Genomic DNA, 13,794 nt, shown 5'->3' with positions numbered 1-13,794 from the left:
CCGATCCGGACGCCTGCGCCCGACCGGATCGGACCGGGGCGCCACCAGCCTGTCCGGCAGCGTCGATCAAGAACATCGCTGATTAAGCGTCTCTGACCTGCTCCAAGCACAGGACTGGGCCCTGGCCCCGGTGCCGCGATTGCCCCTGCGGCACCGGGGCGGCGCCCTCTGGTCGAACCGCCCGTCGGCACGTCGAGGGGCCGTGCCGACGGGCGGCCGACTACTACTCCTGGGTGGAATCCGTGCGGGATCCGCACGGATTCCACCTGGCGCGGGCCTGAAGCTTTCTACGAGGGGTGTCAGCTTCAGGCGATCGGAACGGTGAGCGGGTTCGGTGCTGGTCCTGGCCGCACCGAACCCGCTGCCGCAGCGAGTCGCTGGATGGCTTCGACCAGCCGTTCACCCGGCAACGTGTAGGGCATGCGGATCCAGCGCTCGAGCGATCCGTTGACCGAGAAGCGAGCGCCCGGCGCCAACCGCACCGCGTGCGCCTCGGCCGCGACCGCCAGCCTGCTGGAGATGGGTTCGCCGACGTCGCACCAGAGCGACAGCCCGCCGTCGGGCAGGCGGAAACGCCACTCCGGCAGGTGTTCCCGAAGCGCGGCGACCAACACGTCGAGCCGCTGCCGGGTTTCCTCCCGCCGCCGGGCCAGAACCGGTTCGGCGTCGTCGAGCAGTTCCGCGAGCACCAGCTGCTCCAGCACCGGCGTGCCCAGATCGACGGCCGCGCGCCCGAGCACCAGCCGCTGCACGAACTCCTCGCTCGCCCGGATCCAGCCGAGCCGCAGGCCGCCCCAGAACGACTTGCCCGCCGAGCCGATGGTGATGGCCCGCTCGGTGAAGCTCGCCATCGGCGGCGGGGGTTCCTCCCCGGTGAGGTCGATGTCGATCAGCGTCTCGTCGATGACCGCGTTCGTGCAGGTCCTCGCCAAGGTCGTCGCCAGCCGGGACCGGCCCTCGGCATCCATCCGCACGCCGGTGGGGTTGTGGAAGTCGGGGATCAGGTAGGCGAGCCGAGGCGCGGTCTGGCGGAGCGTGGCGTTGAGCAGCTCCAGGTCCCAGCCGTCGTCGGTCATCGGCACGGCCACCGGGGTCACCCCGTGGCCGCGCAGGGCCTCGACGGCGTTGGGGTAGGTGGGGTGCTCGACGAGCACCCGCTCGCCCGGAGCGACCAAAGTCCGCAGGACCAGCGCGAACGCGTGCTGAGCACCGTTGGTGACCAGGATCTGCTCGGGGTTGGTCGGCAGACCGCGCGCGGTGTAGCGCTCGGCGATGCGGGTGCGCAGCGCGGGGAGCCCGTGCGGCTGGTAGCCGTGGTCGCCGAGCTGCTCGACGAGGCGGACCTGCGCGCGCTCCACGGCTGCTCGCATCTCGAGCGGAGCTCCCGGGGTCGCCTGGGCCAGGTTGATCACGCCCGGGTCGTTGGACGGGAACCAGCCGCCGTGCATCTCGTTGCCCCGCCGCGAATCCGGCAGCTTCACCCACGAGCCGGCACCTCGGCGACTCGCCACGAAGTCGTCCTCGCGCAACCGCTCGAGGGCCCTCGCGACCAGGGTCCGGCTCACGTCGAGGGCGGCGGCGAGCTCCCGCTCGGCGGGCAGCCGGGTCCCCGGCGGGAGCCGTCCGTCGAGCACGAGCTGGCGAACGCCCTCGGCGAGCAGCTGCGAGGAAGGCCGCGACGCACCGTGCCAAGCCCCGAGGAGATCGACGAGCTTCTGGCCGTAGATGTGGGCGCCCGGTGTCGGCAACATGGGTCCAATCTAGCCCGATTGGCTATCGATATGAAGTCCAATTGGCCGATAAGAAGGACGCATGGCTTCGATCACCGCTCCAGTGGACCTCTCGCCGCTGTCGATGCGCTTCCGCCCGCACGCCCGGTTCCCGCAGCTCATCAGCGGTCTCCTGCTCTACGGGGCGAGCCTGGCGCTGATGGTGCGCAGCGACCTCGGCCTGTCGCCGTGGAGCGTGCTCGACCAGGGGATCTCGGAGCGGCTGGGCGTGAGCATCGGGATGGCGAACGCGGTGGTGGGCGTCGCGGTCCTGCTCTCCTGGCTACCGCTGCGGCAGCGGCCGGGCGTGGGAACGGTCGGCAACGTGCTGCTGATCGGGGTGGCGGTGGACGCCACCCTCGCGCTGCTCCCCCCGGTGGAGGCTCTGGGCATCCGGGTCCCGCTGCTGATCGCCGGGGTCTCGCTCAACGCGCTGGCGACAGCGACCTACGTCGGCGCCCGCCTCGGACCGGGCCCTCGGGACGGCCTGATGACCGGGCTGCACGAGCGAACGGGCTGGTCGGTGCGTCTGGTGCGGACGTCCATCGAGGTCTGCGTGCTCGCAGCGGGTTGGCTGCTCGGCGGCACCGCGGGGCTCGGGACCGTCCTCTACGCGATGGCGATCGGGCCACTCACACAAACCTGCCTGCGGTTCACCGCCGTGCGAGTGAAAAAAGATCTCTGCCCCTAGAGACATCTCGGATACCACGCAGTAGCATTGACGCCGTCCACCTGACCCCCAGGGGTGGACCTTGACGCCCCCGCACTCCCGGTAACCCCCAGGCCGGTTGAGCGCGGGGGCGTCGCTACATCCAGACCGCGCGTGCCCTGTTCAGCGCACCCGGCATCGCGTTCCACCCCTGCCGCCGGAGGGCCAAGGTGGCTCGACCACATCGGACGGCAGCGCCGGCATCACGATCCCTCCCCGTCCTCGGTGATCCGGACACTACCGGCGGACACCGACAAGAAGGCGGCGATGACTTTCCGCGGGATCGCCGGTCTACCTCTGCGACGGCGGGAGACGAGGAGCGGGCATGCAGAAGCGGGAACCGGTGACCGGCCCCGAGCTGGTCGGGTTGTTGGAGCGAGCCTTCGAGGCCACCTCGGCGGTGCTGCGGGCGGTGCCGCCGCAGCGGTTCGGGGATCCGAGCCCGTGCGAGGGGTGGACCGCCGGCCAGGTCGGCAACCATCTCGTCGGTGGTGCGAGGTACTTCGGGCAGGTCGCGGCCGGGCAGGCTTCCGAGCTGCCCGCCGAAGACCCGCAGCTCCCCGCCGACGAGGTCGCGGCGGCGTTCGGCGAAGCGGCGCGGTTCAACGTGGCCGCCTTCAGCGGGCCGGGCGTTCTCGATCAGCAGCTCGAGTTCGCGTTCGGCCCGACACCGGGCTGGGTCGTCGCCAACATCAGCCTGTCGGAGGCCGTGATCCACGGCTGGGACCTGGCCCGCACCGCCGGGCTGCCGTACTCACCGGACGACGCCGCCGTCGACGCCGTCATGCGGTTCCAGTCCCAGAGCAGCGAGGACGACCTGCGCGCCGAAGGGATGTTCGCCGCGGCCACGCCGGCGCCCGGGGACGCGAGCCCGTTCGAGGAGCTGCTGGCCTTCACCGGCCGCGAGCCCTGATCCGTTTCGGGATGAAACGGGCGCGGTTGTCGGACCGGCGTGGCAGGATTTCGCAGGTGGGTGGCTCATCGGGCAGATCGGCGCGGTTGCGGGACCTCGCGCTGCTGAGACGGGTCCGGGATCGGATCGACCGCGAGTACGCGCGACCGCTGGACGTCGAGGCGCTGGCGCGCGGGGTGAACATGTCCGCCGGGCACCTCAGCAGGCGGTTCCGGGCCGCCTACGGCGAATCCGTCTACGCCTACCTGATGACCAGGCGGATCGAGCGGGCGATGGCGCTGCTGAGGCGAGGTGACCTGAGCGTCACCGAGGTGTGCTTCGAGGTCGGCTGCTCGTCGCTGGGCACCTTCAGCACCCGGTTCACCGAGCTCGTCGGCGTCCCGCCCAGCACGTACCGGCGCGAGGCGGCCGGGACGGCGGCGATCGTGCCGTGCCTGGCCAAGCAGGTCACCAGACCGGTCAGGAATCGAGAAGCGCCGTCGCAGAGCAGCTCATAGCGTGATTGCCATGGACATCAGCATCAACGCCAGCTTCCTCCCGCAGGACGACCCTGAGGCGGCCCTGGCCTTCTACCGCGATCTGCTCGGCTTCGAGGTCCGCAAGGACGTCGGCTACGCCGGGATGCGCTGGCTGACCGTCGGCCCGCCCGGGCAGCCCGGCACCTCGATCGTGCTGCACCCGCCGGGCGTCGACCCGGGCATCACCGACGACGAGCGACAGCTGATCAGCGAGATGATGGCCAAGGGGACCTACGCCGGAATCCTGCTCGCCACACCCGATCTCACCGCCACGTTCGACGCGCTGCAGGCCGGCGACGCCGAGATCGTCCAGGAACCCACCGACCAGCCCTACGGCGTGCGCGACTGCGCCGTCCGGGACCCCGCCGGGAACATGATCCGAATCCAGGAAGCGCAGTGAACGGAGCCGCGATGCACATCGCCGACAGCCACGACCTGATCCGGGTTCACGGGGCGCGGGTGAACAACTTGCAGGACGTGAGCGTCGAGATCCCCAAGCGCCGGTTGACCGTGTTCACCGGCGTGTCGGGATCGGGCAAGAGCTCGCTGGTCTTCGGCACCATCGCCTCCGAGTCGCAGCGGATGATCAACGAGACCTACAGCGCGTTCCTTCAGGGCTTCATGCCGACCCTGGCGCGACCCGACGTCGACGTGCTCGACGGGCTGACCACGGCGATCATCGTCGACCAGGAGCGGATGGGCGCGGACCCGCGTTCCACGGTCGGCACCGCCACCGACGCTAACGCGATGCTGCGGATCCTGTTCAGCAAGCTCGGGACACCGCACATCGGCTCCCCGCAGGCGTTCTCGTTCAACGTCGCCTCCATCAGCGGGGCCGGCGCGGTCACGATGGAACGCGGCGGGACGAAGGTCAAGGAGCGCCGCGAGTTCAGCATCACCGGCGGCATGTGCCCGAGGTGCGAGGGGCGCGGCAACGTCTCCGACTTCGACCTCGCCCAGCTCTACGACGACTCGAAGTCGCTGCGCGAGGGCGCGTTGACCATCCCCGGCTACACCATGGACGGCTGGTACGGGCGGATCTACATGGGTTCGGGGTTCCTCGACCCGGACAAGCCGATCCGCTCCTACACGAAGAAAGAACTGCACGACCTCCTCCACAAGGAGGCCACGCGGGTCAAGGTCGAGGGCGTCAACGTCACCTACGAGGGCCTGATCCCGCGGATCCAGAAGTCGATGCTGTCCAAGGACCGCGAGGGGATGCAGCCGCACATCCGCGCTTTCGTGGACCGCGCGATCACCTTCGCGACCTGCCCGGAGTGCGACGGCACGCGGCTCAGCGAAGGGGCCCGGTCGTCGAAGATCGCGGGCATCACCATCGCCGACGCCTGCCGGATGCAGATCAGCGACCTTGCCGAATGGGTCAGCGGGCTCGACGAACCGTCGGTGAAACCGCTGCTCGGCAAGCTCCGGCACACCCTGGACTCGTTCGTCGAGATCGGCCTCGGCTACCTCTCGCTGGACCGGCCCGCCGGCACCCTGTCGGGCGGTGAAGCCCAGCGCACCAAGATGATCCGGCACCTCGGATCGTCGCTGACCGACGTGACCTACGTGTTCGACGAGCCGACGATCGGGCTGCACCCGCACGACATCCAGCGGATGAACGACCTGCTGCTGCGGCTGCGCGACAAGGGCAACACGGTCCTGGTCGTCGAGCACAAGCCGGAGACGATCGCCATCGCCGATCACGTCGTCGACCTGGGTCCGGGCGCCGGAACCGACGGCGGCACGGTCTGCTTCGAGGGCGACGTGGCCGGTCTGCGCACCAGCGACACCGTGACCGGCAAGCACTTCGACGACCGGGCCTCGCTCAAGTCGGAGTTCCGCGAGGCGACCGGGGCGCTGGAGATCCGCGGCGCGACGGCGAACAACCTGCGCGAGGTGGACGTCGACGTGCCGCTGGGCGTGCTGTGCGCGGTCACGGGCGTCGCGGGTTCCGGCAAGAGCTCGCTGATCCACGGCTCGATCCCGGCAGGGGAAGGCGTGGTGTCGATCGACCAGAGCGGCATCCGCGGGTCGCGGCGCAGCAACCCGGCCACCTACACCGGGCTGCTCGACCCGATCCGCAAGGCGTTCGCCAAGGCCAACGGCGTGAAACCCGCTCTGTTCAGCGCGAATTCCGAAGGCGCGTGCCCCACCTGCAACGGTGCCGGGGTCGTCTACACCGACCTCGGGATCATGGAAACCGTTGCCACGACGTGCGAGGAGTGCGAGGGCAAGCGGTTCAACGCCTCGGTGCTGGAGTACCGCTTCGGCGGGCGCGACATCAGCGAGGTGCTGGACATGTCCGTCGCCCAGGCCGAGGAGTTCTTCGGCGGCGGCGACGCCCGCACGCCCGCCGCGCACAAGATCCTGGAGCGCATGGACCAGGTGGGCCTGGGTTACCTGCGCCTCGGCCAGCCGCTGACCACGCTCTCCGGTGGTGAGCGGCAACGCCTCAAGCTGGCCACGCACATGGGCGACAAGGGCGGCGTCTACGTCCTCGACGAGCCCACCACCGGTCTCCACCTGGCGGACGTGGAACAGCTCCTCGGCCTGCTCGACCGGCTCGTGGACTCCGGCAAGTCGGTCATCGTCATCGAGCACCACCAGGCCGTCATGGCCCACGCGGACTGGATCATCGACCTCGGCCCGGGTGCCGGTCACGACGGCGGCCAGGTCATCTTCGAAGGCACCCCGGCCGACCTGGTCGCATCAGGCAAGACCCTGACCGCCCAGCACCTGGCCGACTACGTCCGAGCCTGAGCCCGGACGAAACACCCTTCGCCCCAAGCGGACCAGCGGGCTTCGAGGAATCCCCTCCCGAGATCGGGAGGGGATTTCCGTTTGCTCCGCGAACGTCGGGGGCGCAGCGGCGCGCCCCACACTCCTTCCGGAGTGATGTCCACCGCTTCGGGCGTCCACCCTCCGCGACCAGGTTCTTCGCGCACGCGTCCGAAAACGCCCTATAACGCGGTTAGCGGCCATCGGGGTGATGAGAACGGGGCAGGCGCACCTCTGCGAGGGCCAACCCGTTGGTACATCCGCCCGGCGATGTTGCCTCCAAGCGAAAGGGAACCCCATGCGTGGAACCCGTCTGTTCGTGACCGCCGCCTTAGCGGCAGCAACCGCTCTGCCCCTCACCGCAGGCCCCGCAACCGCAGTCGAACGCAACCCGGTGATCTTCGTGCACGGTTGGAACGGCAGCGCCTCCAACTGGAACGAGCTGGTTGCCGACTTCAAGGCCGACGGCTACACCGATGGCGAGCTCACCGCCTGGAACTACAACACCGCGCAGTCCAACAAGACCACCGCCGACCAGCTCTCCGCCGTCGTCGACGACGTGCTCGCCCGGACCGGTGCGACCGAGGTCGACATCGTCACGCACTCGATGGGCGGGCTCAACAGCCGCTGGTACCTCAAGTTCGTCGGCGGAGCCGACAAGGTCGACGACTGGGTCTCGCTGGCGGGCCCGAACCACGGCACCACGTCGGCGAACTCCTGCTTCGACGCGTCCTGCGTGGAAATGCGGCCCGGGTCGGAATTCCTGACCACCCTCAACGACGGGGACGAATCACCGGGCGCGGTCAACTACGGCACGTGGTGGTCGACCTGCGACGAGACCATCGACCCCGATGACAGCACGGTCGTCTCGGGTGCGCGCAACACCCAGACCGGGTGCATCATGCACCTCGGGTTCCTCACCGACGACGGCGTTTCGCAGGACGTCCGCACCTTCGTCGCATGACGCTGACCTGAGAACCGGGGCGGGCCAGGGTATCTCGGCCCGCCCCTCACTCCAGTACACTGTGGATATTCGCGGTCAGCTCCCCGAGCTTCCGCGTCGTGGTGGCACCACCAGGGGAACCGACACGACGATCAGGGCCCCGAGCACGATCACGTTGAGGACCTGGTCCAGCGGTTCGTACATGTGCAGCATCGTCACGTGGTAGCCGAAGTGCAGGACGTTGAACACCAGCCACACCGCACCGGCCATCCGCGACGACCGCCCGTCATCGGCGTGCCGGAGTGCGATCACGCTGAGCACCGCCAACGCCAGGAACATCGCGCCGACGTCCTTGACGAAGTGCTCGTTGTACGGCCCCAACTGCGGCAGCCAGCTCAGGCCTAGACCGGGGAACGCGTCGTAGAAGAACCTCGGCGCGAAGTACGCCCACGCGCCGGGGAGCACGGATGCGAAGGTCAGAATCCCCAGGCACGCACGATCGATCACGACCTTCGGAGATCTCCTCTGCAGTGCTTCGCTTGAGCTGATCACGAGCTTCTCCTGTCCTCGATGCTCTCGCCCTCCACCTCAAATCGCGAGGCGCCGGACGAAATGCTGGTCGCGGTTACGACGAGACCGAGCCGGCATCCGTGACAGCGCGCGCCGCCGACGCGACGTGGCTCACTTCACGTCACACCGAGGCCGGGCTATCTCGTCTTCACCGCGACGCCGGGCAATGCCGGCCAGCACGAGCGGGAGCTGCTGTGAAGATCGCGATCGCCGGGGGCACCGGACTGGTGGGGAGCAAGGTCGTGGCGAAGGTGCGCGCCGCCGGGCACGAGCCGGTCGTCATCGCGCGTTCGCGCGGGACGAACCTGATCACCGGGGAAGGCCTGCTCGAAGCACTGCGCGATTGCCGCGCGGTGATCGACGTCAGCAACGTGGTCACCACCAGGAAGAAGGTCTCGATCGACTTCTTCTCCCGCGCCACGGCGAACCTGCTGCGCGCGGCGCGGCAAGCCGACGTCGATCACCTCGTCACGTTGTCGATCGTCGGCTGCGACGCGGTCGACCTCGGCTACTACTTCGGCAAGCGCGTCCAGGAAGAACTCGTCGAGGCGGGGGACGTGCCGTGGACGATCCTGCGCGCCACGCAGTTCTTCGAATTCCCCGAACCCCTGCTGGCGATGAAATCGCCGATCGCGGTGATCCCCCGCATGCTCTCGCAACCCGTCGCAGCCGACGAGGTCGCCGAAGCGCTGACCCGCTACGCGACGCAGGCCCCGGCCGGCCACGCCCCAGACCTGGCCGGACCCGAACGACTCCAGATGACCGACATGGCCCGACGCCTCCTCACCGCCCGCGGCCGACACCGCCCGGTCCTCCCCCTCCCCATCCCCGGCCGCCTCGGCGAACAACTCGCCACCGGCGCCCTCCTCCCCCAAGGCGACCACACCCGAAGCCCCAAAACCTTCGCCCAACACCTCACCGAAACCAACACCACGACAGAGCGGTGACCGTCCCGCGTCAAGAAGGACGGTTGTCGGTGCCCTGCCCGAAGATCGGGGCATGGTTTCACGTCTTAGCCCCTGGGCCGTGGAGCACGAGTGCGAGCTCTGCGGGAAGAACACGGCTGTCAATCTGCGAACCGGCCGGATGAAGATCCACCGGCCTGCCGGATCGCGGTTGGGCACGCGCACGACCTGTCCCGCGTCCAACACGCTGATGGTTGAGCCCGACCCGCCGAACGACTCCGGAACGAAGACCGACCAGGCCGGCCACGAGCTTCGCACTCACCGGTGCCGGGACTGCGCCCAAGACATCAAGGTCAGCGCCCGCGACGGCCAGATGTACTCCCACAACGCGCCCGGCACCTCGGAGAGCTGCCCAGGTTCAGGACGACAAGTCGACGTCGGAGACCCCGCCTTGGGGATGGTCGTCGAGATCAAGCGCGTGGAAGAGCCGGCAGTCCGATCGAAGGCGCGGCCCGTCCAGTCCTCGAACAGCGTCCACGCAATCCCCGCAGGCCTTCCGAGCTCAGGCCGACGCCGCAAGTAACTCACGCCGTCCGACGATCACGCGTCGAACTCGTAGATCAGCGGCGAGAACGACGCGCCGCACTGGGTGATCGGCATGCGTGAACGGCTACGCGCCTGCCTGCTGATCGAAACGCACGAGCGAGCCGGATGGCTCCGGTTCATGGCGCTCATGTTCGGCGGGCACACGGCAAGACACATCTTCTTCGACATCAGCGACCCGCTGTCCTGGCAAGAAACCGTCGTGTTCTTCACCGGAGTCGCAGCAACACAACTCATCTGGTCGGCCCTGGCATACCTCGTGGTCACGACAGGGGCCCGCAGGCGGCCGAGTCACAACGAGCCAGAGAGCGAGCAAACAGGCTGATTGAACGACTCCGCGCCTGGTGGCAGACCGAGCCCACCTGGAAACGATGGGAACGCGCCTACCACCTCGCCAACGACCAGCTGGAACGCATCCGCTCAACGTGCCAGCTGTCTGAGACGAAAGGTCTGCGGTCGTCCGGTGCGTGCGGTCGGCGGCCGTCACGTCCAGGCGGACTGGGCCCGTTGCTCCGAAGACCTGGGAGTCGGCACCACTCCGAGCTGACTCAGCAAGCTCGCGTTGTCGAAGAAGTCGTACTCACGGCGGATCTTGCCGTCCTCGATCTCGACGATGCTGCACAGGTGGACGTGGATTTCCCGCCACGTCGGCGCGATCCCTTCCAGCTCGTTCTCATGGACCCCGCTGACCTCGTACACCCGAACGCACGCGGATTCGCCGCACGTGTACTCCGCCACCACCTCGAACACCATGTCGGAGAAGGCGGTCGTGTACTTGTCGGCCACAGCCACGGCAGCTTCTGCGCCGGCATGCCGTGCACCGTCGGGACTGATGTATTCGTATTCCTGGTGGCACAGTTCTCTGAGCCCGTCGAAGTCGCGTTGCAACACGCACTCGAACATGCGCCGCTGGACCTCGCTCGCCTCCGTCATGGGTGCGCCCCCTCTCCTGCTGAAGCACAACCGACCGTGCTCCTGCCCAGAAGCCTCGCGCCAGGGTCTTTCGTCGTGGGCCGGCGGGAGAACGGCGGACGCCATTGCGCAGAGGAGGACTTTGTGCCCTGTCGTGCCCCGCACAACTCCGGCACCGTGTGATGGGCCGGGGTAATGCCCGGGGATCGACCTGAGAAGCGCAGTGGCCTGGACGACCAAGGCCGCCCTAGACCTAGCGATCAGCAGATCGCGAAACGCTCCTCAGGTCTGATCTGTGCCGGGGGCCGAGCGCCGAGCGTGGAGCCCGCACCTTCCGACCACTGGGGGAATGGCGCCGACAGCGCGCGTTCCGCATGAAGTGGGAGTCCCAGGAGCCGGTCGTACTCCGACCACCGCAGGGCAAGAATCCGAACGGATGACCGCCCAGTGGTTCCTAGACCCCACATCCCGGGCGTCAAGTGACACTCGATGGCCTGACCAGCGCAAACACCGATCAGGACCCCTCACGAAAAAAGCCCCTCCCGGACCGGGAGGGGCTTTCTAGCTCTGAGCGGTGGCCAGGGGCGGGGTCGAACCGCCGACCTTCCGCTTTTCAGTTCTACGATCACCGGTTCAGCGGAGATCACGAACCGACACTCGGCAGAGGATCGCCGTGAACACGCCGCGCCGCATTCGAACTGCCGTGAACGCGTACGAATGAGACCAGAACTGAGACCACAGACCGCGCATCGACGACCGCGGTAAACGTGGGGCTACGGGAGCGAACTGCCGATCATTCACCCATTCGGGCTAGGGTTACGTGCCATGACTCGGATCAGCGTGGATGTGGTCGGCGAGTTATCCGACCAGCAGATCAACTACTTTCGCGACCTGCTGGAGCGTCAGCTCCAGCAGATGGGATTGCGTGGACAGGTCACGACCCCGCCCAGGTTTCTGCTGCAGCAACATGCTGAACCGGGCAATCTGACCGTGAAGCTGCATGCGGAGTTCGATCCCATCGACCGGAATGACCCATGCCGTTTAGTCGATGATCGCCGCGACGCGTGGGCGTTCACCCCGGCTGAGCTGCTGGACATGTTGGCCAATCCCAAGCGTGTCTTTCCCTCGGTATGCGGGCGTTGCACAAGTCGTGCTGGTGTCAGCACCGTGCGAAGAGTGCTGGGCACCTACAAGCTCGCCCCGTGGCCCGAGGACACCCAGCGGCAGGAAGTCGTCAAGGAGCTGCGAGACCAATTCCGCGACAAAGGGTTTTACTAGATCTGTCCGCGCGTCAAACGATCACCAAAACCGAGCAGCCGCACCCACCCCACCGCACACCCCGACATTCCAGCCTGCCCGACTCGGCCATCGGTGGTCGGTGTCGCATTTGCCCCATCTGCCTGACATGCCCTCTTTCGAGTGACCTGCGGCTTTATAAAGCGCTTCACGCGGATCCTTCGCTGGGTGAGCACACTGTTGGACAAGTTGCCAGCACCCGCAGTCCTAGAGGGTGGTAGTTCGGCCCGCTGGTGGCGTCTTGGGATGAGCCGGTGGGGTTCCGCCATGTACGGCGCTGTGCTCGGGCTGGCGCTGTTCCTGGTCACGCACCGAGCCATGTCGGACGATGCGATGATCACGCTGACTTATGCCCGGAACCTCGCTGAGCACGGCGTATGGGGCGCATTGCCAGGGGTTACTGCAAACACGCAGAGCTCCGCCCTGAATATGTTGCTGCTGGCTGCAGGGAGCCTACTCGCCAATGGTCACGTGGTGTATGCCGTCGGGATTGTTCTCTCCCTGACCCTCGCTGTGACCGGCCGGTGGGCCGAAGGGCTACGCCGTTGTCTCGGGCTTCACTGGGCAGCGTCGTACCTTGCGTTGACCTTGGTGGCGTGCTCACCCCTGTTGGCATCCACCGTGGGTCTCGAGACCTACCTCGCGGTCGCGACGCTCACCGGTGTCGCCCGCTACGCGGCCGCCGACCGTGCCGCGGCCACCGGAGTGGTCGCAGGTGTAGCGCTGCTGACTCGACTCGACCTGATCGTGCCAGCGGCCGTGCTGATCTTCGCTTTGCTGCCGTGGCGGCGATCAATTTCAGCGACCGCCGTTGGCTCCATGGTGGTCGTGCCGTGGCACGTGTGGTCGTGGTTCGCCCTCGGCGGCGCGGTGCCGGACACGACATGGCTCAAGAGCAGCAGCGGCGCGTCGCTCACAATGGCGACGTCAGTGGGTTCGTACTACTTCGCCCGGTGGCCGGTCGCGACGTTCTTGACCGCGCTGCCGGTTGTGATGGGCTTGACGTGCGGCGTGTGGGCTCTGACCCGGGGTGGCCGTCATGCGCGCGTTGTGTTGGCAGCGCTTATTGCGGGTTGGGCGCATTGGGCGGTGATGTGGCTGGGTGGGGCTTACCCGCAATTTTGGTACTTCGCGCCATTGGTGGCCTGCTCGGTCCTGGCTACGGCGCTCAGCCTGTACTGCTCGAACCGTCTCGGGCTCGCCACACTCGTAGCCGCTCTCGTGCTAGCTACCGGATCGCTGGTCGCGTCGTTGCCAGCCCCTTGGACAATGGCCTACCTGACTGGAAACTATGCCAGCACCCCGCAGTACGCCGCCGTCGCCGCGGATCTCGGACGACTCACCGGCGGACAGCCCGTCGGCAGCCCTGGGGAAGTAGGTGCGTTGGCTTTCCACGCGCCGGTCCCCATTGTGGACTACCTCACCCACCCGGCCGTGACACGGCCGCTGCTGGATGAACGCTACCGTGGTGCCGGGCCGCTCAAGCAGACCTTGTTGCGGTGGAACTGGGCCCACCGCGAGACATTGACTTCGACGCCACTACCGCGTTACCAACTTGCGTTCAGTGGTGTCGGGGTTACGTCCGGTCGGGAAGTGGCTCGCTGGCAGGTGTTGGATTCGGCCGAGCAACCGCGCACCCTCATGCTCCTCGACACCGCGCTGACTCGCTGAACCCTGTCAACTACGCGCAGGCGCCGTGGACGCGGCGCACATCCACAACCGAAACGCCAACACCTGACACGAGTTGGAGGCCGGTCCTCAGCGCGGTTTGATGGCGTTGGCTGGCACGAGCTGGGTGACCACGAGGCCGGGCTTACCCGAACGGTTGGTGAGTTCGAAGGTGGCGAGCGCCCACCAGTCACCCGTGAGGGTTTG

General features: G+C 67.7%; 13 protein-coding genes. 10 read left to right on the top strand and 3 right to left on the bottom strand.

All coding sequences use genetic code 11. The features are described 5' to 3' along the window. Positions 1-305 precede the first annotated feature (305 nt). A complete protein-coding gene (gene yczR, locus KBO27_RS02040; protein WP_210968272.1) occupies positions 306-1,751 on the bottom strand; it encodes a MocR-like transcription factor YczR in 1,446 nt (481 codons plus the stop codon). Between the two features lie 61 nt (positions 1,752-1,812). Between yczR and yczE the strand changes: the two genes are divergently transcribed. The 6 genes from yczE to KBO27_RS02010 all read left to right on the top strand — a co-directional run bounded on the left by yczE (position 1,813) and on the right by KBO27_RS02010 (position 7,654). Beyond that, on the top strand, positions 1,813-2,460 hold the full coding sequence (yczE, locus tag KBO27_RS02035) for a membrane protein YczE (protein WP_246536098.1): 648 nt from the start codon (positions 1,813-1,815) through the stop codon (positions 2,458-2,460). Between the two features lie 343 nt (positions 2,461-2,803). Next, complete coding sequence (locus KBO27_RS02030) at positions 2,804-3,391, top strand: TIGR03086 family metal-binding protein (protein WP_210968271.1); 588 nt, start codon at positions 2,804-2,806, stop codon at positions 3,389-3,391. Positions 3,392-3,447: 56 nt separating this feature from the next. Next, complete coding sequence (locus KBO27_RS02025) at positions 3,448-3,888, top strand: helix-turn-helix transcriptional regulator (protein ID WP_307870198.1); 441 nt, start codon at positions 3,448-3,450, stop codon at positions 3,886-3,888. Positions 3,889-3,898: 10 nt separating this feature from the next. Beyond that, the gene (locus tag KBO27_RS02020; RefSeq protein WP_210968269.1) at positions 3,899-4,309 is read left to right on the top strand and encodes a VOC family protein; all 411 of its coding nucleotides are present in this window, start codon (positions 3,899-3,901) and stop codon (positions 4,307-4,309) included. An 11-nt stretch (positions 4,310-4,320) separates the two neighbouring features. Then, positions 4,321-6,672 (top strand): ATP-binding cassette domain-containing protein, encoded by a 2,352-nt coding sequence (locus KBO27_RS02015; RefSeq protein ID WP_210968615.1) that lies wholly within the window; start codon positions 4,321-4,323, stop codon positions 6,670-6,672. Between the two features lie 337 nt (positions 6,673-7,009). Next, positions 7,010-7,654, top strand: coding sequence for an esterase/lipase family protein (locus KBO27_RS02010; protein ID WP_307870197.1), 645 nt, complete (start codon positions 7,010-7,012; stop codon positions 7,652-7,654). Positions 7,655-7,729: 75 nt separating this feature from the next. Here the strand turns inward: KBO27_RS02010 and KBO27_RS02005 are convergent, their stop codons facing one another. Beyond that, entirely contained in the window at positions 7,730-8,140 is a 411-nt protein-coding gene (locus KBO27_RS02005) for a hypothetical protein (protein ID WP_210968267.1), read from the bottom strand. A gap of 257 nt (positions 8,141-8,397) precedes the next feature. Between KBO27_RS02005 and KBO27_RS02000 the strand changes: the two genes are divergently transcribed. After that, a complete protein-coding gene (locus tag KBO27_RS02000) occupies positions 8,398-9,150 on the top strand; it encodes an SDR family oxidoreductase (RefSeq protein ID WP_210968266.1) in 753 nt (250 codons plus the stop codon). A 616-nt stretch (positions 9,151-9,766) separates the two neighbouring features. Continuing rightward, complete coding sequence (locus KBO27_RS01995; protein WP_210968265.1) at positions 9,767-10,036, top strand: hypothetical protein; 270 nt, start codon at positions 9,767-9,769, stop codon at positions 10,034-10,036. Positions 10,037-10,194: 158 nt separating this feature from the next. Here KBO27_RS01995 and KBO27_RS01990 read toward each other — a convergent pair whose 3' ends face one another. Further along, a complete protein-coding gene (locus KBO27_RS01990; protein ID WP_210968264.1) occupies positions 10,195-10,644 on the bottom strand; it encodes an ester cyclase in 450 nt (149 codons plus the stop codon). An 804-nt stretch (positions 10,645-11,448) separates the two neighbouring features. Between KBO27_RS01990 and KBO27_RS01985 the strand changes: the two genes are divergently transcribed. Both KBO27_RS01985 and KBO27_RS01980 read left to right on the top strand, forming a co-directional pair. Continuing rightward, on the top strand, positions 11,449-11,901 hold the full coding sequence (locus tag KBO27_RS01985) for a hypothetical protein (RefSeq protein ID WP_210968263.1): 453 nt from the start codon (positions 11,449-11,451) through the stop codon (positions 11,899-11,901). Positions 11,902-12,186: 285 nt separating this feature from the next. After that, positions 12,187-13,590, top strand: coding sequence for a hypothetical protein (locus KBO27_RS01980; protein WP_210968262.1), 1,404 nt, complete (start codon positions 12,187-12,189; stop codon positions 13,588-13,590). Positions 13,591-13,794: the final 204 nt, after the last annotated feature.

It is taken from the genome of Saccharopolyspora endophytica (assembly GCF_018070075.1).
Classification (GTDB): domain Bacteria; phylum Actinomycetota; class Actinomycetes; order Mycobacteriales; family Pseudonocardiaceae; genus Saccharopolyspora; species Saccharopolyspora endophytica.
The sequence above is the reverse complement of the archived record's forward strand: the minus strand, read 5'-3'. Positions and strand labels throughout refer to the sequence as shown.